The sequence below is a fragment of the Roseibium algae genome (assembly GCF_037783265.1).
Classification (GTDB): domain Bacteria; phylum Pseudomonadota; class Alphaproteobacteria; order Rhizobiales; family Stappiaceae; genus Roseibium; species Roseibium algae.
In genome coordinates this window covers 19,274-38,795 of sequence record NZ_JBAKIA010000023.1, presented here as the reverse complement: position 1 = coordinate 38,795, position 19,522 = coordinate 19,274, and the positions used below count along the sequence as shown (strand labels likewise).

19 protein-coding genes and 4 pseudogenes are annotated in these 19,522 nt (G+C 53.8%); 8 read left to right on the top strand and 15 right to left on the bottom strand.

The features are described from left to right. The 3 genes and pseudogenes from V6575_RS21560 to V6575_RS21550 all read left to right on the top strand — a co-directional run. Positions 1-285, top strand: a 285-nt coding sequence (locus V6575_RS21560; protein WP_340277383.1) for a hypothetical protein, incomplete at its 5' end; no start/stop codon positions are given. A gap of 10 nt (positions 286-295) precedes the next feature. Next, positions 296-490: pseudogene (locus V6575_RS21555) on the top strand (integrase core domain-containing protein); the annotation flags it as partial. A 15-nt stretch (positions 491-505) separates the two neighbouring features. Next, positions 506-625, top strand: a pseudogene (locus V6575_RS21550) (IS3 family transposase); the annotation flags it as partial. 145 nt (positions 626-770) lie between these two features. Here the strand turns inward: V6575_RS21550 and hutC are convergent. The 8 genes from hutC to V6575_RS21510 all read right to left on the bottom strand — a co-directional run bounded on the left by hutC (position 771) and on the right by V6575_RS21510 (position 9,233). Beyond that, positions 771-1,508 (bottom strand): histidine utilization repressor, encoded by a 738-nt coding sequence (gene hutC, locus V6575_RS21545; protein WP_340277380.1) that lies wholly within the window; start codon positions 1,506-1,508, stop codon positions 771-773. A 153-nt stretch (positions 1,509-1,661) separates the two neighbouring features. Beyond that, positions 1,662-2,675 (bottom strand): zinc-dependent alcohol dehydrogenase, encoded by a 1,014-nt coding sequence (locus tag V6575_RS21540; protein ID WP_340277378.1) that lies wholly within the window; start codon positions 2,673-2,675, stop codon positions 1,662-1,664. 3 nt (positions 2,676-2,678) lie between these two features. After that, on the bottom strand, positions 2,679-4,007 hold the full coding sequence (gene hisD, locus V6575_RS21535; protein WP_340277376.1) for a histidinol dehydrogenase: 1,329 nt from the start codon (positions 4,005-4,007) through the stop codon (positions 2,679-2,681). Between the two features lie 40 nt (positions 4,008-4,047). Continuing rightward, on the bottom strand, positions 4,048-4,848 hold the full coding sequence (locus V6575_RS21530) for an ABC transporter permease (RefSeq protein WP_340277374.1): 801 nt from the start codon (positions 4,846-4,848) through the stop codon (positions 4,048-4,050). Beyond that, positions 4,845-5,789: an ABC transporter permease gene (locus V6575_RS21525; RefSeq protein ID WP_340277372.1), complete on the bottom strand. Its 945-nt coding sequence runs from the start codon at positions 5,787-5,789 to the stop codon at positions 4,845-4,847. The genes V6575_RS21530 and V6575_RS21525 overlap by 4 nt, the downstream gene beginning before the upstream one ends. Positions 5,790-5,862: 73 nt before the next feature. Then, complete coding sequence (locus V6575_RS21520; protein ID WP_340277370.1) at positions 5,863-6,978, bottom strand: ABC transporter substrate-binding protein; 1,116 nt, start codon at positions 6,976-6,978, stop codon at positions 5,863-5,865. 32 nt (positions 6,979-7,010) lie between these two features. Beyond that, positions 7,011-8,141, bottom strand: coding sequence for an ABC transporter ATP-binding protein (locus tag V6575_RS21515; protein WP_340277368.1), 1,131 nt, complete (start codon positions 8,139-8,141; stop codon positions 7,011-7,013). A gap of 324 nt (positions 8,142-8,465) precedes the next feature. Next, positions 8,466-9,233 carry an SDR family NAD(P)-dependent oxidoreductase gene (locus tag V6575_RS21510; protein ID WP_340277366.1) on the bottom strand — a complete coding sequence of 256 codons (768 nt, stop codon included), beginning with the start codon at positions 9,231-9,233 and terminating at the stop codon, positions 8,466-8,468. 285 nt (positions 9,234-9,518) lie between these two features. Here V6575_RS21510 and V6575_RS21505 point away from each other — a divergent pair, with 285 nt between their 5' ends. Then, positions 9,519-10,307: an IS6 family transposase gene (locus V6575_RS21505; protein ID WP_340277364.1), complete on the top strand. Its 789-nt coding sequence runs from the start codon at positions 9,519-9,521 to the stop codon at positions 10,305-10,307. Here V6575_RS21505 and V6575_RS21500 read toward each other — a convergent pair. From V6575_RS21500 to V6575_RS21485, 4 genes are read right to left on the bottom strand one after another with little or no spacing between them, the layout of a single operon-like run. Further along, a complete protein-coding gene (locus V6575_RS21500) occupies positions 10,283-11,203 on the bottom strand; it encodes an ABC transporter permease (protein WP_340277362.1) in 921 nt (306 codons plus the stop codon). The genes V6575_RS21505 and V6575_RS21500 overlap by 25 nt on opposite strands. Continuing rightward, on the bottom strand, positions 11,200-12,261 hold the full coding sequence (locus V6575_RS21495; protein WP_340277360.1) for an ABC transporter permease: 1,062 nt from the start codon (positions 12,259-12,261) through the stop codon (positions 11,200-11,202). The genes V6575_RS21500 and V6575_RS21495 overlap by 4 nt, the downstream gene beginning before the upstream one ends. Next, entirely contained in the window at positions 12,254-13,807 is a 1,554-nt protein-coding gene (locus tag V6575_RS21490) for an ABC transporter ATP-binding protein (RefSeq protein ID WP_340277358.1), read from the bottom strand. Before V6575_RS21490 ends, V6575_RS21495 begins: the two co-directional genes overlap by 8 nt. Continuing rightward, positions 13,804-14,898 (bottom strand): BMP family ABC transporter substrate-binding protein, encoded by a 1,095-nt coding sequence (locus V6575_RS21485; RefSeq protein WP_340277356.1) that lies wholly within the window; start codon positions 14,896-14,898, stop codon positions 13,804-13,806. Before V6575_RS21485 ends, V6575_RS21490 begins: the two co-directional genes overlap by 4 nt. A 165-nt stretch (positions 14,899-15,063) precedes the next feature. On the opposite strand from V6575_RS21485, the gene V6575_RS21480 reads away from it, so the two are divergent. Together V6575_RS21480 and V6575_RS21475 are read left to right on the top strand one after the other, a co-directional pair. Further along, positions 15,064-16,044 carry a LysR family transcriptional regulator gene (locus V6575_RS21480; protein WP_340277353.1) on the top strand — a complete coding sequence of 327 codons (981 nt, stop codon included), beginning with the start codon at positions 15,064-15,066 and terminating at the stop codon, positions 16,042-16,044. Between the two features lie 11 nt (positions 16,045-16,055). Next, entirely contained in the window at positions 16,056-17,102 is a 1,047-nt protein-coding gene (locus tag V6575_RS21475; protein ID WP_340277352.1) for an isopenicillin N synthase family dioxygenase, read from the top strand. Between the two features lie 72 nt (positions 17,103-17,174). Here the strand turns inward: V6575_RS21475 and V6575_RS21470 are convergent. Continuing rightward, positions 17,175-17,340, bottom strand: a pseudogene (locus V6575_RS21470) (IS3 family transposase); the annotation flags it as partial. 56 nt (positions 17,341-17,396) lie between these two features. After that, a complete protein-coding gene (locus tag V6575_RS21465) occupies positions 17,397-17,639 on the bottom strand; it encodes a hypothetical protein (protein ID WP_340277385.1) in 243 nt (80 codons plus the stop codon). A gap of 3 nt (positions 17,640-17,642) precedes the next feature. Here V6575_RS21465 and V6575_RS21460 point away from each other — a divergent pair. Then, positions 17,643-17,783, top strand: a pseudogene (locus tag V6575_RS21460) (integrase core domain-containing protein); the annotation flags it as partial. Positions 17,784-17,841: 58 nt separating this feature from the next. On the opposite strand, the gene V6575_RS21455 reads toward V6575_RS21460, so the two are convergent. Then, positions 17,842-18,420: a bifunctional transcriptional activator/DNA repair enzyme AdaA gene (locus V6575_RS21455; protein WP_340277351.1), complete on the bottom strand. Its 579-nt coding sequence runs from the start codon at positions 18,418-18,420 to the stop codon at positions 17,842-17,844. A 149-nt stretch (positions 18,421-18,569) separates the two neighbouring features. Here V6575_RS21455 and V6575_RS21450 point away from each other — a divergent pair, with 149 nt between their 5' ends. Continuing rightward, entirely contained in the window at positions 18,570-19,469 is a 900-nt protein-coding gene (locus tag V6575_RS21450; RefSeq protein ID WP_340277350.1) for a DMT family transporter, read from the top strand. Positions 19,470-19,522: the final 53 nt, after the last annotated feature.

The window sequence follows — 19,522 nt, the reverse complement described above, 5'->3', positions numbered from 1 at the left end:
CTACACCCGCATTCCACGTGCGGAGGATTTCTGGTGAACTGGAAAGCTGAAATCCAGCTCCGTGATTTGGACCCGGATCAGATGATCGAGTTCATCTGCCGGTCATGCAGCCACGTTCACCACCGCAAGGCTTCTGAATTACAGGCCCGGGCAGACCTTATGTTCCATTGGATGATCGAGATCGAGCGCGATGAAACCTGTCGCAAGCGCGGATGTCGCGGCCAGTGCCGGATGGCTCTCTACCATGAATGCGAGGCGTCCGGGTTTGTCGGTGGGTTGGCTTAGGTTCCATCCATCCGCCTATATCGAACCCGGCCCGCCATGGGAGAATGGCTATTGCAAAAACTTCAATGCGCGCTTGCGCGATGAACTGCTGAATGGCGAGATCTTTACATCTCTGCGCGAGGCACAGGTCATCATCGAAAGCTGGAGAAAATACGACAACACAAAACGACCACACAGTGCCCCAAGAACGGGGGTATTGGGCTAACGCCCACCGGGGCCTGAAACCATCGAGGAGGGACAGGACCAGGCAACCGATTGGCTCTGGACTTACAATAATGAGCGACCCAACATGGGCATCGGCGGTGTAATCCTCTTCATGAAACTTAAAATGGCCGCCTGAATTCTACGGTTGTTCCCCGTTAAAAATGGTTGGATTACCGATCTACTTGCAGTGCTCTTCAGGTTTAAAAAATTGAAGAACCCTAAAAGTTGCTCCCAAAACGTGAAAGATCTGTCCGGCGGCGAATCTTGTGGCAAACCCGTTTTTAGGCTTGTTTTTGGCCATGGAGATAACGACTGCCAAGTGTATAGCGGCTGCCGACATAGGTGAGCGTGTTCACGGTCGCGGTGTCCGACCCGCTCCAGGTTTTGCGACGCAGGACCAGGCAGCTGTCACCAGGCTGGATTTGCAGAAGTTTGGCATTCTCAACATCTGCAGGCAGGGCACTGATCAGGTGTTCCACCTCGGTCAGCGGCGTTGCGTTTTGCAGATAGTCATAGGTGGCGATAGCTGTGAAATTCTGATCAACATATCCCGACACCAGCGCTGAATTGACAAAACGCTCTTCAAGCTGCACCGGTTCATTGTTTTCAAAATGAATGACAACCGAATGATCAACCGGCTTGCTGGTCTCGAATTCGAAGGCCAGCAGTAGCTCCGGTGCTGGTTCCTGAATGCGTTCGAGCGTGACCACTTCGGCGCGGTGTTTGCTGCCGCGCGCCTCAATTTCGGCAATTATATTGGAGATTTCAATCAAAGTTGATTGCGGCTTGGGCGGGGCGATGAAAGTGCCGACGCCCTGTATGCGTCGCAGATGTCCCTCAGATGTCAATTCACGCAGCGCACGGTTAACGGTCATGCGCGAGACGCCGAGGGTTGTCACGAGATCGTTCTCTGAGGGAAGCCGGCTGTTGAAACACCATTTGCCGTTGCCGATATTTTGGAGCACAAAGTCTTTCACCTTTTCATAAAGCGGTGCTGCAGAGTCCGAAAGTGCGTCCATGGTTTTATGTCCTCAGCACCGGCTTTAAAGCCCGGCCTTTACAGTGCCTGTGTTCAACTGAACATACTCAGAGCGCTGCATCACGTTGAAATTGCTATGTCGCGCAGGCATTTTCTTTTGCTGAGAGTTGCCCTGCAAACTCGGACGCAAAACCTACTCCGCTACTTCGATGATGGTTTTCAATGCCTTGCCTTCGCCTGCGAGCAATGACTTGTAGGCTTGGGGGATGTCATCGAGCGAAGACAGCACCTCACAAAACCGCTCAAGCACCCGAGCCAAAGAGGGCAACATTTTGACAGCCTCAGGCAATTCATCGGCATAGGCATGACAGCCTATGAGAGAGGTTTCGGATTCCACCAGACGTTTCGGATCGAGCGCCAGCGTACCATGGCCAATGCCGACCAGGCCCAGTGCGCCGCCGCCTGCCAAGAGGTTCAGCGCTTTTTCAATCGCGATGACATTGCCCGTGGTATCGAGCGCATAGCGCAAGCGTTTTTCAGCCAAAGCCCTGCTGATCTCGGCCTTGTCGAGCGCGACGGCCTTGCCGCCGGTGGCCTGGCTGACCAATGCGCATTTGTCTGCATTGAGGTCGGCGAGCAGCAGCGGGCCATCATGCAGGTGAGATATGACCAAGGCGCTCAAACCGCCGATGGCGCCACAGCCAACCACAAGAACTGGTTCACCCGTAGGCAAAGCCAGACGCCGCACAGCGTGAAGCGCAACGGCAAGAGGCTCGGCCATAGCGGCAATGCGCGGTGACAGGTCCTGCTCATGATTGACTACCAGATCAACAGGCAGTTGCACCATTTCGGCAAAGCCTCCGTCGCAAGCTTCGCCCACAAAGCCCATGGATTCACAGACGTTGCTCAGTCCGCTTTTGCAGGCAGGGCAGGTACCGCAGGTGACGCGGGAATCCACCGCAACCAGGTCCCCAACCGCAATCTTGCTCACTCCTTCGCCGATCTCGCTCACCCGACCGCAGAACTCATGACCAGCGGTCGAGGGGCTGCGGCTGATCCATTCACCTGTGCGAAAATTGTGCAGATCAGAGCCGCAAATACCCGCCGCCCTGACCTTGAGATTGACAAAGCCTGCGGGTGGAGAGGAGGGGGAGCCCACCTCTTCAACGCGTAGTTCCATGGCCTCATACAGTCGGACAGCTTTCATGGCTCAGCTGTCCTTTTTCAGATAGGCATCACGCACAGGCGAAACCGCAAGAGCGTGGGATGAGAAGCCTTCATAAAGTGCTAGATTATACGAGTGCTTAGCGAATTCCGGATAGGCCGGGGGAGTGACATAACCTATGGAACTGCGCTTGACGAAGTCGCTCACCGAAAGCGGGCCAAAGGTTCGCGCCCAACGGCTGGTTGGCAGCACCGCATTCGGGCCAAGGGCAAAATTGCCGATGCTGACCGGCGTATGTGTGCCCATCAGGACTTCTGACGCTTCGGTGATGTGACCGAGATGCACGAAAGGCTGTTCGGAGAGAAGTTCCAAATGCTCAGGCGCATAGGCATTGACGAAGTCGTAGCTCTCCTCAATCGAAGAGGTGAGCACAATGCCGCCGGTCTTGCCGGTGAGCACTGTTTTGGAAAACTCAACACGCTGCTCGGTCATCTTGGCCCAATGCTCCGGCAGAGCTGCAAGCGCTTCATCCACCACGCGCTGGCTATGGGTGACCAGATAGGCCGATGAATCCGGCCCGTGTTCCGCCTCAATAAGTAGATCAAGTGCTGCAAGACCACCATGCACGGTGTCATCGGCCAGCACCATGACTTCTGAAGGGCCAGCAGGCAGGCCTGTGTCGATGATGCCCGACAGGCTGCGTTTGGCTGCCACCACCCAAGGGCTACCTGGGCCAACGATCTTGAGCGCTGGCTTGATGGTCTCAGTGCCATAGGCGACCGCCGCAACTGCCTGCGCGCCCCCCACTTTGTAAACGCTTTCCACACCTGCAAGACGTGCTGCGACCAATGTTGCCGCATCCACTTTGCCATCGGGTGCAGGTGGCGTTACGATAGCGAGGCTTGGCACGCCTGCGACAACACCCGGGATCGAGGTCATCATGGTAACAGATGGGAACGAGCCCTTGCCTCGTGGCACATAGAGCGCGACGGACTGGATCGGTGTAAAGCGGTCACCGGCAAAAGCGCCGGGACGGATTTCCTTGAGCCACATGGCCTCAGGTTTTTGCTCTTCATGGAAGGTGCGGATATTGCTGATGCCAAACTGGATAGACTCAATAACGCTCTCATCGACCAACTTGAAAGCCTCGTCAAATTCGGCCTCAGTGACCTTGATATTGGCCTCACTCACATCGGCTCTATCAAGCTCGCGTCCGAAACGCGCCACGGCTGAATCACCCTCGGTGCGTACAGCCTCGATGATGGGTGCAACTTTTTCAATAAAGCCGGAAAGGTCTGTTTCAGAGCGGCGAAGCAGGGCTTTTTTTTCTTCCGTATTGAGCTTGGCATACTCATAAAAAGACACGTTCGTCATAGTCTTGTCCTTCGTATCAGCCCCGAAAGGGACCGTAGTTTCATTTTGATTTGAGGAAAAAATCAAGGCCGACGAGCCGGTCCAAAAGAGCAATCACAAGTCCTGCGCAAACAATAAACACTACGGAAATTGCCGCGAGATCAGGTGTGATGATGGAGCGGATAGAATTGTAGATTTGTACTGGCAGCGTCACAATGCGCGCATCAACCAACAACAGGCTGACCAAGAATTCATTGAGCGCAAGAATGAACATCAAAAGCGATCCGGTGATCACGCCAGGAAGAACGGCAGGAAGTGTGATGTAGAGAAAGCGTTGCAGCGGTGGCGCACCGCAATTGGCGGCAGCGAGTTCTAGATCAGGCGATAGATTTCTGGCGCTTGCGGTGACCGCCCAGATCATGAACGGCAAATTGATTACACAGCAGGCAATTCCAACCGGCCAGAGACTGCCCAAAACGCCTATCTTGCCGAAGGCCAGCATCATGCCGATACCTGACCCAATCAGAGGGATTGTGAATGGCAAAAGCAGGTAGATCTGGATTGAGCGCGCAAACCGCACCCGGTATTTGACCAGCGCAATACCTGCAAGCGTTCCTGCGGGTATGGCAATCAGCGTGCAAATCGTCGCGACAATGAGCGAGCGCACGAAAGCCTGACGCAGATCACTGGCTTGGGCAATGGAGGCATACCATTTCAAAGAAAGGCCATCGGGCGGGAATGTTATGATGTTTCCGGCCGTAAATGATGCACCCAAGACCACAATGGTGGGGGCGGACAGCATGACGATGGCTGTGGCGACAAAGGCCCAGATGACGAGAGATTTGCTAGTGCTGTCGCTCACTTGCCATCATCCCCCATTGCCAGAGTGCCAGCGCCAAAGAGCATGAAGACGACCCCCACAAGAATGGAGCCCACGGCCACCAGCATCAGCGACAGCGTGGCACCCAGGCCTTGATCAGAGGTGCGGAAGAATTGGTCGTAGATTGCATTGGCGATGAAATCCTGCGTGCCGCCGCCAAGAATTGCCGGAAGGGCAAAATCAGTCAGTGACAAGGTGCTGACTACCAGACCCGCCCCAATCAGACCGGGTTTTGAGAGTGGTAAAACCACATAGCGGAAAGTTTTCACCCAGCCCGCCCCTAAGGAGCTGGCCGCTGATTCAAGTTCGCTCGGAATAGCGGTCAAAGCCGGAGCCAACATTAGAACCGCAAAGGGCAACATATACTGCACCAGACCAAACAGAACCGCCGGATAATTATAAAGCAGGCGGATAGGGGACACGCCGACAAGACCCAAGGCATCATTGACCACGCCCTGATTACCCAAAATGATGAGCCAGCCATAAGCACGCACCACCTGGCCAATGAAGAACGGCAGGAACAACGCGACAAGCAAAAATTTTCGCAAAGTGGAGGATGGTGTACGCACCATCAAATAGGCATAGGGGAAGGCAAAGATTAGTGTGACGAGCGTGACAATCAGCGCGCCCATGAGGCTGCGGCTGGCCACTTTGAAAAAGAAACCTTCTGTGAGCACGCGTTGGTAATTGGCCAGCGTATAATTCTCGGAGGTCAAGAATGTTTTGGTGTCAAGAGTACGAAGACTTGCATCACCGATTTGGATCAGCCCCACAACAAGTAATCCAACAAGGACGAGGGCCGGCAGCAGCATGACATAGGGCAGACCCGGCTGGAACCGTGACGGCCAAACTAGTTCCGCAAAGCGTTCCAACGCATCCATAGTGCGCCATATCAGGGGATACTGTGCACGGGGAGCGCGCATGACACCAATCCTTGTTCAGAACCATAAAGCGCCCGCCGCCGAAGGGAGCAGCGGCAGGCTAAGAGAGCATTGATTAGCCCTGCATGATTTCCTTGAACTTCGCGAACCATTCGCTTTCATGCTCGACCTGAATCTTTGACGAGACGCGAATGAGGTGTTTGAACTGCTCCGGGGTGACCGGGTAGGATGGGTCGCCGATCAGATCCGCAGGCGGTGTCAGGCCAGGAATGACGCCGGGCAAGCCCAAGCCATCAAGCCACACCTGCTGAGCACCTTTGGTCAAAGCATGGTTGATATACTGCTTGGCCCAATACAGCTCGTTTTCCGGCAGGCCTTTTGGAATCCAAAGCCCGTCGGTGTCGAACTTAGCACCTTCTTCAGGAACCACCCAAGCGATGTCTATGCCGTTTTTCTTGGCTTCGCGGGCATTGGTGGAGATGGTGCAGGCCGCGTCGATTTCGCCGTTCTGGAACCATGTTGTGAAGTCCGGATCTTCGCCGAGAAGTGGCTGCTGTGCTTTGATTTCATTTATGAAATCCCAGCATGGCTGCATGTCATCTGGAATGCCGTCAAGACTTCCGCCACCGGCGACTTGTGCCGGGAAGTGGAAGCCGATGCCATCATTGTAGAGCGCAATGCGACCCTTGAGTTTCGGATCAAGCAGATCTTTCCATGACTTTGGCGGACCATCCGGGAAAGCTTCCGGGCGATAGGCCAGAACATAGACATAGCCGTAGGTGTTGACGATCGGGTAGCCCTCAAGCCCAACTGGCTTTGCAAGATCTGTGGTGTCTTTGAGGTTTGGCAGATCAGAGAGGTCTTCCGTCACGCCGCGCAAAGCTGATTTGGTGGCGTTGGTTGTGGTGTCCCAGTTGATGTGGATTGGCGGAACGCGACCTTGCGCAACCGCAGCCCAGATCTTTGGCTGAATTTCATTGTCTTCCGTCAAGTCGTGGCGAACTGCGATGCCTGTCATTTCGGTGAAGCTGTCAGACACACCAGCTTTAAGTGCCTCCACCCAGCTGCCGCCCCAGGCGCGCACGATGATTTCTGATGGCTTTTCAGGTTCCTGCGCAAACGCACGGTTCACGCCAAGCGATGAGACACCAGCGGCAGCGGCGATTACGGCAACTGACGCAAGTAAACTGCGTCGACGGATCTTTGTTGAAAGAATTGTATCATGCGACATTTTACATTCTCCTCTGGCTGGACCTTTAGTGGTCACTTTTTAAAGACCTGCATATCCCTTGCATTCCAGCCAAGACGCACATCGTCACCGGGACCAAATTGCAAATGCGATTCCTGATCATGGTCGAAGACACGCATCAGCGTATCACCAAGTTCAGAAATTAGGATTTCGTAGACAACGCGCTCGCCCTCAAAAATGCAGTCAATAACCTTGCCCTGCACGATGGAATCTAGGCTATCAAGGTGCCCGTCTCTGGAGGTGATACGGATTTGCTCGGCACGGACCGCACCCGAACAATTCGCGCCAACGCGCAGCCCATCAGTTTGCTCAACAAGTGTCCCCGACAGGGTCACACCATCGGCTTCGAATTCGACGCTTTGGTCTGTCAGTTTGCTGACTTTGCCTTCAACAAAGTTGGTCACGCCAATGAAATTGGCCACAAATGCATTGGCTGGTGCGCGGTACGCCCCAACGGGAGCTGCCTTTTGTTGAATTGCTCCGTTATTCATGATTATGATTTCATCAGACACTACTAGGGCTTCGCGCTGGTCATGGGTGACGTTGATTGTAGTCACGCCAAGCTCTTTTTGAATGCGGCGGAATTCGAGCTGCATCTCTTCGCGCAGCTTGCGATCAAGGGCTGCCAACGGTTCATCAAGCAATAAGAGGTCGGGTTCAAACACCAAAGCGCGGGCAATGGCAACACGCTGTTGCTGACCGCCTGAAAGCTCATTGATGCGCCTCTCACCATAGCCGCCAAGGCGCACAAGTTCGAGATAATGCTGAACCTTGTCCGGGATCGTGCGCACTTGATAGCGGCGCATTTTCAACGGGAAGGCAACGTTCTCCGCAGCCGTCATATGGGGAAAAAGGGCGAGCTTTTGAAAGACCATGCCGATGGCACGTTTGTGCGGAGGAATAGCGCTGACCGGTTGATTTTTGATGAAAATCTCCCCCCTAGTCGGCATGTCAAAACCTGCAATCATGCGCAATAGCGTGGTTTTGCCCGAGCCTGATGGACCGAGGATTGTAAGGAATTTTCCTTCGGGCAAATCAAAAGACGCGTCATCAACCGCATGCACATCGCCGAACACCATTGAGACGTTCTTAACTGAAACGGCGATGTCATCAGCCGCATGGAGATTGGAGGCGCTCGCGTCCATTATGGTCCCCTGCTTTTCTCCACGTAATGGCCTTAGCACTGCGGAGCCTTGTGTCCTATTGCCTGATGCCACGACAGCATTCCAGAACTTGTGTGAAGCGCATCAAAATCAGTTAAGATATTAAAATTGCCCCACAATAAACGCCCAGTACCCGATGGGTACTGAACATTGATCGGCAAATCAGTCTGAGTTTTATTAACTTGTATATACATGTGCATATATGCTCAGTCAACGAAAATGCGTAATTTTTACTCTGTGTGAGCATTGCCTTATTATTGGGCAAATCTGAAGGTCTTCGCATTTTGGCTCACCCCAATCAAAACTTTAAATCGACGCCAGAAACCCGCCATCAACCGGCAAGCAGTGGCCAGTAATATAGGCGGATGCATCGCTGCATAAAAAGACGGCGACACCACCAATGTCGCTGCCTTTGCCAAAGCGGCGCTGAGGAATTTTATCGAGCATCGTGGCTTGCCAGTCTTCGTTTTCATAGAAAACTTCGGTCATCGCGGTTCTGAAATAGCCCGGCGCTATTGCGTTGACGCGAATGCCGTACGGCGCCCATTCTGTTGCCAAGGCGCGAGTGACACCAAGCAGGCCGGATTTTGAGGCCCCATAAGGTGCAGCCGTCGGAATACCGACATAAGATGTCAGCGAACACAGATTGACGATCGCCCCACCATGCTGCTTTTCCATAATTCGCCCCGCCGCTTGGGCGCAAAAGAATGCGCCCTTTAGGTTGGTAGAAACGATCTGGTCCCAAAGCGCCTCATCCACATCAAGAGATGGAGATACATTTTCAAAGCCGGCATTGTTGATCAAAATCGATAGCCCGCCCAACTCTTCCGCCGCTTTATCAGTTACGCAGGTGCAAGACTCTACATCACGCACATCTTGTGCCAGTGCCACACATTTTCGTCCGTGCTTTTCAACCTTGGCTTTGGTTTCGCTTAGGTTCCCAACCAACCGCGCAGTAATGGCCACATCCGCACCAGCCTGAGCAAGGGCTATGGCAATCGCCTGACCAATGCCACGGCTGGCACCTGTGACGAGAGCGGTGCGACCGGAAAGGTCAAAAATAGGACGAGTCATGGTGGTTCCTTTTGGATTGTGGTTTGATGAAAAGACATCGTTTTCTATAATTATGTCCATGCATATTTACGGGTAGAATGTCTGTTCCTATCATTTGAACCGGGTATTTGCCCCTTATGGAGACTGCAAATGTCAAACCCGTCAAGCTTTGTCGGTAATGAAGTAAATGCGATTGAGCCTGACAATTCGGGGGCTTACACGGGGCATGTCGCAAAGTTTGTCGAGTTAACTGTGTCTTGAGATTTGGCTGTTGAAAGAGCGCTCCTGTAATTGGAGTTCTGCGTCATGGTTCTCAGTGCCATCGCCGACAAACTGAAACGCCAATCGAAGGATGACTTCAAAGGGAGACAGTTTGAGGCCTGGCTGATCATCCAGGCCGTGTCCTGGTACTTGCGTTATCCGCTGAGCTATCGGGACTTGGAAGAAATGTTCCTGAAACGCGGCTTTGAGTTCGACTACAGCACCATCAACAGATGGGTTTTGGTGTATGCGCCGCTGATCGAAAAGCGGCTACGCCGGTTCCGCAAACCGCATTGCGGCTCGGTCCGCATCGATGAGAGCTATGTGCGCATCAAGGGCCAATGGCGCTATCTGTATCAGGCCATCGATAAGCATGGAAATCCGGTCGATTTCCTGCTGGCAGCAAAGCGTAATCTGAATTCGGCCAAGCGGTTCTTTCGAGAAATGTTGAAGGGTGCCCCGCTGCTGTCACCGGGCATAATCGGCACCGATGGTGCCGGCACGTTTCCTCCGGCCATCGGGGACGCGGTTGACGGCGGTCTGCTTCCTCCGGATCCTGTGCACTATGTGACCAAGCATTTGCAACAAGGCATCGAGAGCGATCATTTCAGGGTGAAGAAGAGTATGCCGAAGGTTGGCGGTTTCCGCTCGTTCAATTCAGCCAGAAAATCTATCACCGACTTTGAAGCCATGCTGTGGCTCAAGAAGGGTTTCGGCGTTACCGGTCAATGGAGTGTCCGCGAACAAAACGATTTGCTGGCGGTGCTCTTCGGAATTAGCGCCCGCCATAGGCCTGTTTTATCCTGCTATCAGTGCTTGTCCTGTCGCAAGTAAGTTCGGCCCAAGGCAGATGGAGCCCCATTGTCTCCGCTGCGCCGGATGCATGCGATGCAGAACACTACCAAGGTCAGCACATAGGGCAACATAGCGCCGAGGTAGATCGGAAAGTCCAAGCCGAGTGTTTGTAAACGTAACATTGCGGCCTCCGCCCCGCCGAAAAGGGCAGCTCCAAGAAGAACGCCCCCAGGGCGCCATCCCGCAAAAATTACGATGGCCACTGCTACCCAACCACGCCCGGCAATCATGCCTTCCACCCAGACATGGGCAGAGGCTACGCTCAGATAGGCCCCCGCGAGGCCCGCAAGCGCACCGCTGGCCAACACGGCACCGAGCTGTGTCAGCTGTATATCTATGCCCACCACGTCGGCCGCTGCTGGATCCTCTCCAACCGCCCGCAAACGCAAACCTGAATGAGAGCGAAAGAGCCAGATCCAAACAAGCAACAGCAGTAGCAGTGTAACAGGCAGCAGTACATTTTGTTGCCCCAGTAGCCTTGGTAGACCCGCTCCCCAAGCCGTATCCGATAACCGGGCCAAACCGTCAAACGGCTTTTGCATGGATGACCGTCCCACAACACCGGTTATCCCGAGGCCAAGCGCAACTGTGGCAAGGCCCGCAAGCGTATGATCGGCACGAAACACGACCGCTGCCACGCCGAAAACCAAAGACAGCGCGGTGCCTGCTAGTACTCCCCCCAGAACAGCTAGCATCGGATCATAACCGGCAAGCACCAACAGCGCGCCGGTCATAGCTCCAACGGCCATCAGGCCTTCCGGACAAAGGTTCAAAACCCCGGCCCTTTCGGAAATCATTAATCCGAGACTCGCGAGCAAAAGGGGCAATGTAAAGCTTGGAAGTACAGTCAACCAGGCCAGAACCAAATCGATCATACGGGCCTCCTATTCGTCAGCCGGTACTCCGAAAAAAGTTGCGCTGCTAATACGGAGAGCAGCACCAGGCCTTGCACCATAAGTACAGCGGCCTCCGAGATGCCATAAAAGACCTTCAGAACCCCGCCGGCGGTCGTAATCCCCCCCAGAGCAACAGCAACCGCGAAAACCCCCAGGGGATTGGCCCGGGCCAGAAACGCAATCACGATCCCGCTGAAAATGTAGCCCGCGCCAATAGACTGGCTAAGACGGTACTCTGTTCCGGCCGCAATAACGCCCCCTGCCAATCCACACAAAGCGCCGGAGCCCAGAACAAACACAGCCACAGTTCCCAGTACCGGCAAGCCTGTTGCCCGGGCCGTGCGCAGGTTCGCGCCAACTGCCTTGGCCTGAAGCCCGAAACGACTGACATCGGTCAGCCAAGTACAGACCGCTACGGCAGTCAGCGCAATCCAGAGGCCCTCATGAACCTGCCCCCAACCCAAAAGATCAAGTCGCTCGGCCGAATCAAAACTGGGTGAAGTCGGAAAGCCGGTTACTGTATCGCGCCAGGCGCCGAACAGCATATGCTGCACCCAGAAGAAAGCAATCGAACCGAGAAGCAATGTGGAAATGACTTCAGTGACGGACCAGGCAAGCTTCATGGCAAGAGCAATTGCAATCCAAGCTCCACCTGCAGCCATCGCTGCAAACATCATCAACCACAACCGAACCGGTTCCGGCCCAACATCATTTACGGAAACCCAGGTTGCGGCCATTGCCCCGCACCACAGTTGCCCTTCAATTCCAATATTCCAGAACTTGACCCGCATTGACAGCGAAGTCCCCAGTCCGACCAAAATCAGCGGAATAGCTGCCGTAACCGTCTGGTCCAACCCCTGCAATGTCATAAAAGTCTGGACCACAAATTCCTGATAGAGATCCGTCGATGAAACTCCCATGAACATCAAAAGGAGTGCTGAGAGCCCCAAGCCAGAAGCCAGACCGCCAAAATAGCACAATCCGCTAAGCCATCCCGGAGCCGACTGACGGCGGATCAAAAGAGTACTTTCAAACATGGCCGACCATCAATTCTCCAAGCCGGGTCGGGTTCAGATCGGCACCGGACAACGGCGCGCTGAGCCGACCCCGATTCAAGACCGCCACAGAGCTGCACATATGCAAGATCTCGTCTAAGTCCTCACTGATCAGGAGACAGGCAGCGCCTTCCTTTGCGGATTCTGCCAGGAGGTCCAGAACGGCATTCACCGAGCGCACGTCAAGTCCGCGCACAGGCGAGTGGGCAACAACAACACGGGTCCCGGCCGACAGTTCGCGGGCAAGCAGTACTTTTTGGGCATTGCCGCCTGACAATAGAGACGCCTTGGTCTCCGGGGTGCCACCCAGGACATTGAAATCCTTGAGGCTTTTTTCCGCGTCACGTATCATCGCTTTCCGCGACATGCGCCACCAGGGACCAAACCGCCCGCTGTCCAGACTGGTCAAAGTCAAGTTCTCTGACAGAGTAAGATCCCCTGCCATGGCACTGTCGAAACGGTCTGCCGGAATGATCCTTAAACCCGCCTTGCGCCGCTGCGCCGGAGACGCGTTTGTCAGGTCAAGGCCTGTGAGCACGATCCGCCCATCGAGCGGGCGGATCAGTCCGTTCAGGCAGGCAACCAGTTCCGACTGACCATTGCCTCCCACTCCGGCAATTCCGAAAATCTCACCCGCACGAAGCGACAGCGTCAGCCCTTCAAGTGTCACGGCGCCGTCCCCGACTTCTAAATCCTCGATCCGGAGAAGCTCGTCACCAAAGTGGCCCATCTGAACCGGTGGTTTCTCTTTCACCTCACCGAATGCCAGCTGTGTGACCTGCGCTATCGTTGTTACTGCCATTGGCGCGGCGTCCAGAACAGTCCTGCCCTGGGTCATGACCGTAATCTGGTCGCAATGATCTGCAACCTCCTGCAACTTGTGTGTGATGAGAACCACCGCATGCCCGGCAAGGGCCAAACGCTGCAGCAACGATAACAGGCCCCGGGTCTCACCCTGTGTCAGCACTGCAGTGGGCTCGTCCAGGATCATAATGCCTGCCCCCAGGAGCAAGACTTTGACGATTTCCGCCCTCTGCTGTTCGGCAACGGAAATGCGTTCAACTCGCGCGTTCGGGTCCAGTGAGAAGCCCAATTCACCTGACTTTTCTTCGATCAAATGTGCAGCCTCGCCGATGCTGCACCTGCGGCCTGCACCGCCAAGTGCCAACGCCACATTCTCCGCCACCGTAAAACGGCCCACGAGACGAAAATGTTGATGAACCATACCGATTCCAGCAACAATCGCGTCCGCCGGATTGCGCAGCGGCACATCCCGGCCATCCACTATCACCTTGCCGCAGTCAGGTGCATAAACCCCTGTCGCGACATTCATTATCGTTGATTTCCCCGCGCCATTTTCACCAACGAGAGCATGCACCTCGCCCCATTCCAGACGAAAACCCGCACAAGACAGAACTTTCTTGCCATCGAACGTCTTATCAATACCTTGCAACAATAAGGCTGGTGGACGTCCGCCAGCCTTATGGGAGCCGGGCGACTTCAACAGCGTTTTTATCTTGGACATCATTTGCTGGCAGGCATGGTTCCGGTTATCCCTTCCACAAAGAAGTCCATAGACCACAGATCTTCATCCGGTAGAATTTCGCCCTCGGGCACCTTTATTTCATCTGCATTTGTCTTCAAAGGCCCCGCAAACGGGTTCAAGTCACCAACTATCATGGCTGCCTTAGCTGCCTCGATCTTCTCTTTGGTCGTTTGGGTAACACTGGGGCCGAATGGTGCCAGACCAATCACTCCGGTCTCAAGCCCGCCGAACCAGCCCCACTCTTCCGGCTGCCAGGATCCATCAATCACCGACTTGATGCGCGGAACTAGATACTTGTCCCAATGGAAGACCACTGACGTGGCAATACCTTCAGGAGCGGAGGGAGACATGTCGAGCTGATACCCAATGGAGTTTGCCCCACGTTCTTCAGCCGCCTTCAGAGCCGAGGCTGCGGATAGGTCTGTGGCGATCACATCAGCCCCTTGATCGAGCAGTGCCTCAGCCACCTGGCCTTCCCTTACCGGATCCCACCAGCTGTTGGTGAAGGTTGCATAAGTTTCAATGTCGGGTTTGACCGACTGAGCTCCCCGCGCAAATCCGTTGATGTCCCAGTTCACGACACCAACGGGGAAGCCCGCCAGCATGCCTATCTTACCTGCTTCAGAACCATCGGCTGCCGCAATGCCGGCGAGGTACCAAGCCTGATATGTGCGTGCATAGAAGCTTTCCATATTGTCACTATTATGCACGCCTGAGGCATTGAAGAACGCAACATCCGGATAAGCTTCAGCGGCTTCATTCATAGCCTCAGAATAACCGTAGGTGGTCCCGACAATGATGTTAAAGCCACGCTTTACATACAAATCGATGGCCGCCCGCAAGCGGGTCGCTTCTTCCGGGATGTTCTCCGCCACAGCGACATCGATACCAAGTTCAGCTTCCAAAATCTCCCGGCCGTTATCGATGGCTTCGTTCCAGCCGCCATCCTTTGCCGTTGCAGCATAGATGAATGCAATCTTCGGATCGCTTTTGAGCTCGAAAGCATCTGCAGCATGTGAGCTAAACAAGGCAGTTACGGAGAAAGCAGCGGCATGCCAGAAACGTAATTTCATCAGGAACCCTCATAGGTGACAGGCTCCCCAAAATTGCAAAAAATTCAGGGAAAACCCATGGTTTTAGTTCTTGTGAATTGAATTCAATCACGGTACCATTGTTCATTCAAGGCGCAATTTTCCGCATAAAACCTGCAATATCGTCTATAATACTGGACAGTCTTTATGGATTTTCAATCTCTTGAAGCCTTTGTAAAAATTGCAGAATCTCATTCCTTGTCAGCTGCTGCCAGGCTTTATGATTTACCCAAGTCAACAATCAGCCTGAGATTAAGGCAGCTTGAGGGGCAGATTGGCGCGGAATTGTTCACTCGCCGCGGAAAGACCCTAGAACTAACAGATGCAGGTTGTGTCCTTCTTGAGCGGGCACGTCAAATTCTTGCACTCTGCGACGACGCTAGTGCGGCCGTCAGTTTAGTTCACGAAGAAGCAGCAGGTGTGATCAAGATTGGAGCGACCGGCGAATTCGGAACAGCACTCAACGCGCAGATGCTTAGCGCGTTCCGCCAAGCCTATCCCAGGATACAGCTTGACCTCGTTTTCTTCTCGCCCTCAGTCTTCCTCGACCTGTCACGCCAGCGTATTTTCGACGCAGTCCTGTCTTTCGACGAAGCCGGCGGCGTCGATCGCCATGCAGAAGTCCTGACCACCGTAACTCATGGACTTTATGCCAGCCCCCACTACTTGAGCCAGCTCGGTACTCCCATTGAGACTGCACACCTTTCCAACCATCGCGGGGTGCTCTACCGGACAGCCGATGGCATCCAGTCCTGGAAGCTAAAACGTAAAAAACAGTCCGTTGAAGTGCAACCTACCGGAGACATCGTCGCCAACGATTACTGGACACTGAAATATTTCACAGTTGCCAGCGCTGGTATTGCACTGCTGCCGCAGTTTTTCACCGAGCTTGAATGCCGTTATAACCATCTGGTTCCTGTTCTGCCGCAATGGCAGACAGAGGCGCGCCCGATCTGCATTCGTGTGCCAGACCAGCGTTATATGGCCCCTAAAACAAGGGCATTCATCGACTTTTGTAAGAGCTATTTTCAGCCGGGCTTCACCTTTGTCGGACCGCGCTACTACGTGGAATCTTTGAGTATCCAGGCTGGCACTTCTTCCCAAACCCCACAGGAATTGAAAGAATAATGGAGAATGACATGGCTAAACTAAATACGGGTAACGGGACTCGCCTGCTCAAAGACAGCGGTCTCGATGCTGCTCCTGTCCCATTTGACAGCTTGCCTGTGATTGATCTGGCGCCGATCTTCAACGGCGATCCGGACACCAAAACACAACTTGCCACTGATCTGCGAAGAGCCTGTACCGAAGTCGGCTTCTTCTACATCAAAAATCACAACGTCCCACAATCCGTCATCGATGATGCCTTCGGTACTGCACGGCGTTTCTTTGCACAAGCCACCGATGAAAAGATGGCAATTCATGTTGCCAAATCCAAAAACAACCGCGGATATGCGGCCTTGTTAGAAGAGAACACCGACCCGACTGCCCGTGGAGATCTTCATGAAAGTTTCGACATGGCCCTGGAAGTGCCCGAAGACGATGAAGATGTGACCGCTGGCGCGGTTCTTTATGGTCCGAACCAATGGCCGGAAGACGATGGGAAATTTCGCCAGAGCGTCGAAGCATATTACGCAGAAATGATCAAACTCAGTCACCAACTCTTGCATGCCTTCGCGCTGGCTCTGGAACTAGAAGAAGACCACTTCGATGACTTGGTCGACAAGCCGCTGGCAACTCTTCGCCTGCTCCATTATCCGCCGCAATTTGGCGAGATTGACGACCGCCAGATAGGAATTGGTGCGCATTCCGATTATGAGTGTTTCACCATCTTGTGTCAGGATAAAATCTCGGCGCTTCAGGCCCTCAATACGAATGGCGAATGGATTTCAGCGCCGCCGTTGCCTGGCCATTTTGTCGTGAATGTTGGTGACCAGATGGCCCGCTGGACCAATGACCTGTTCACCTCAACAATTCATCGTGCGATTAACCGATCAGGGCTGGAGCGCTATTCGATCCCGTTCTTCTTCGGGCCGAACTACAACGCTGTGATTGAACCGCTCGAAAGCTGCGTGGATGAAACCCATCCTGCACGATACGAACCCATCACCTCCGGTTCATACGTCAATAGCCGCTTCGCCGAAACACTCGCGCATTATGATCCTAGCAAGGAATATAAGCTGTAATATCCATCACAGCAACCTATGGTGCAAGCTACTCTCTACGAAACAGGATGGGGTGTCGCAAAGATTTTTGTAGACTGCTTTAATCCAGTCCCTGACGGCTGGGGCCACAATCAAGGCCTATGTCTAATCGGATATATTCAGGCACGCCTCGGAGAATGAACAGGTCCGTCAGGGCATCAATCACTTCGGTTGAATTCAACTTTCGCTTCACGCGAATGGCAACACATTCCCGACTGTATTGTGAGCGATAGTTGAAGTGCGATTTCTGTGGTTTTCAGGGTAGGGGGCTGTCTCTCAAGTCTCCAGCATTTTCTGCTTGAAGACTTCTGCTGGCGTTTTCCATTCGAGGTACTTTCGCGGCGTGTTGTTAAAATGATCGACCAAGCATCGTACCGATGCCTCTGGAACTGACAAGACAGTGGTATAACGCGGTAGATAGCGTCGGCCCCGTCGGTTCATGTTGGGGTCTGTTCCGGCTGGCTCTCCACCATGAATGCGAGACGTCCGGGTTCGTCGGTGGGTTGGCTTAGGTTCCATCCATCCGCCTATATCGAACCCGGCTCACCATGGTAGAATGGCTATTGCGAAAACTTCAATGCGCGCTTGCGCGATGAACTGTTGAACGGAGAGATCTTCACATATCTGCGCGAGGCCCAGGTCATCATCGAAAGCTGGAGAAAAACGGGCGCCGGGGGCGGCATGAAAACGGGACATGTCCAGATCGTCATTCCGCTGCGGTTCATTCTGTTTTGTGTGAGCTTCGACGTTTGATCCGGTATTGAGAAGGTGAACAACGGTACTTTTCCGAAAATGTGGCGTTGAACTGGCGAACGCTGCCAAATCCAGCTTGAAACGCGACCTCGGTTATCTTGAGTTCACTCTCATCCAGCAGACGCTTGGCACGCTGCAATCGTATTGTCCTTGCCGCCTGAAGGGGAGTGGCACCCACATGTTGTCTGAACAGCCGGGACAAATGTCGCTCTCCGATGCCCAGTCTTTCCGCCAGTTCCCGGATACTGCCCTCATTTAGCGCGCCTTTCTCAATTAACTTCATGGCGCGGGAGACGGTCGTAAATGTTCCGTTCCAGGCCGCTGATCTGGGCGCTGTTTCTGGTCGGCATCTCAGGCAAGGCCTATAGCCGTTTGCCTCCGCCGCAGAGGGCGTTGGGAAGTAGACAACATTTTTCGACAATGGTTGTCTGACCGGGCAAACAGTGCGGCAGTAGATTTTCGATGTTTTGACACCGACGAAAAACACTCCGTCAAATTGAGGATCACGAGCAAGTCGCGCCGCCTCACAGGTCTGAAAACTCAACATGATACAAAGCTAGCTGATCGGTATTAAGTTATCGAAAGGATAAATTTTTCAAGGTCCGAATCCCGCCAGAATGATGAGCGCATGCATGCGAGCATACGGGTCCAAGTGCGTTGATCCCAGTGCTTTGAATGATCCGTGGAGCTGCCCCTATGACAAAATTTAACATCGAACATCGAGCGATGCTGGCCGTCACGGTGTCTGGTCTTGTCTGGGGAATATTCTGGATTCCTCTCAGAGCTTTGGATGCCAATGGAATTACAGGCGTTTGGGCGATCGTTCTGTTTTACCTCTTGCCAACAATGCTCCTGGTCCCGGTCATCTTCCTGCGCCGTCGTCAAATGATGCAGGCAGGATGGTCGCTGCATATTGCCGGCATGTTCGCCGGGACTGCTCTTGTTTTATATGCAGGTTCACTTGTGTTCACGGATGTTGTCCGAGCCTTGTTGTTTTACTATTTGACGCCCCTTTGGAGCACATTTCTGACTCGGATCACGCTCGGAGAAGCCATCACCCGTGCGCGGTGGGTAACGATTGGATTTGCGTTGATTGGTCTGTTGATGATCCTAAAGGTCGATACAGGGTTCGGTGGCACGCTTCGAGCTGGCGACTGGATGGGGATTGCATCCGGTATTTTATGGGCAGTCGCAGCGGTTTGGATGAAGTCGGATACCGGTGGCAATGGCGTGGATTTCGCTTTGTCGTATTTTATATGGGGAAGTGTTGCGGCCCTGGCTCTCACTACGTTGCCACTCGAAGGAGTAACTCAGGTACCAGATTGGCAGACGATCCGCGTTGTTCTGCCTTGGATCGTGCCGATAGTGCTATTGCTGGTCATTCCGTCAGCATTTGCGGTGATGTGGGGCGCGACAATTCTAAGCCCTGGTCTGCTTGCAATCCTGTTCATGACAGAGATCAGTGCAGGCACAATCACGGCTGCAATCTGGGCGAATGAACACTTTGGCTTGCGGGAAAATGTAGGCGTTGCTCTGATCACTGCAGCTGGGGTGTTTGAACCTGCTTATCAGATATATCGCGGAAAAGTTTTATGAAGCTGAATGGGCTTCAAGTCATGGCTGAAGAGCGGAAACTGAGGCGATTGTGA

Coding starts and splice junctions, on each gene's coding strand:
- V6575_RS21495 (WP_340277360.1), bottom strand. CDS start 12,261: ATGTTTGAAAGTACTCTTTTGATCCGCCGTCAGTCGGCTCCGGGATGG.
- V6575_RS21525 (WP_340277372.1), bottom strand. CDS start 5,789: ATGCGCGCTCCCCGTGCACAGTATCCCCTGATATGGCGCACTATGGAT.
- V6575_RS21475 (WP_340277352.1), top strand. CDS start 16,056: ATGGCTAAACTAAATACGGGTAACGGGACTCGCCTGCTCAAAGACAGC.
- V6575_RS21490 (WP_340277358.1), bottom strand. CDS start 13,807: ATGATGTCCAAGATAAAAACGCTGTTGAAGTCGCCCGGCTCCCATAAG.
- V6575_RS21485 (WP_340277356.1), bottom strand. CDS start 14,898: ATGAAATTACGTTTCTGGCATGCCGCTGCTTTCTCCGTAACTGCCTTG.
- V6575_RS21450 (WP_340277350.1), top strand. CDS start 18,570: ATGACAAAATTTAACATCGAACATCGAGCGATGCTGGCCGTCACGGTG.
- V6575_RS21500 (WP_340277362.1), bottom strand. CDS start 11,203: ATGATCGATTTGGTTCTGGCCTGGTTGACTGTACTTCCAAGCTTTACA.
- V6575_RS21465 (WP_340277385.1), bottom strand. CDS start 17,639: ATGGAACCTAAGCCAACCCACCGACGAACCCGGACGTCTCGCATTCAT.
- hutC (WP_340277380.1), bottom strand. CDS start 1,508: ATGGACGCACTTTCGGACTCTGCAGCACCGCTTTATGAAAAGGTGAAA.
- V6575_RS21455 (WP_340277351.1), bottom strand. CDS start 18,420: ATGTTGAGTTTTCAGACCTGTGAGGCGGCGCGACTTGCTCGTGATCCT.
- V6575_RS21505 (WP_340277364.1), top strand. CDS start 9,519: ATGGTTCTCAGTGCCATCGCCGACAAACTGAAACGCCAATCGAAGGAT.
- V6575_RS21510 (WP_340277366.1), bottom strand. CDS start 9,233: ATGACTCGTCCTATTTTTGACCTTTCCGGTCGCACCGCTCTCGTCACA.
- V6575_RS21520 (WP_340277370.1), bottom strand. CDS start 6,978: ATGTCGCATGATACAATTCTTTCAACAAAGATCCGTCGACGCAGTTTA.
- V6575_RS21515 (WP_340277368.1), bottom strand. CDS start 8,141: ATGGACGCGAGCGCCTCCAATCTCCATGCGGCTGATGACATCGCCGTT.
- V6575_RS21540 (WP_340277378.1), bottom strand. CDS start 2,675: ATGAAAGCTGTCCGACTGTATGAGGCCATGGAACTACGCGTTGAAGAG.
- V6575_RS21480 (WP_340277353.1), top strand. CDS start 15,064: ATGGATTTTCAATCTCTTGAAGCCTTTGTAAAAATTGCAGAATCTCAT.
- hisD (WP_340277376.1), bottom strand. CDS start 4,007: ATGACGAACGTGTCTTTTTATGAGTATGCCAAGCTCAATACGGAAGAA.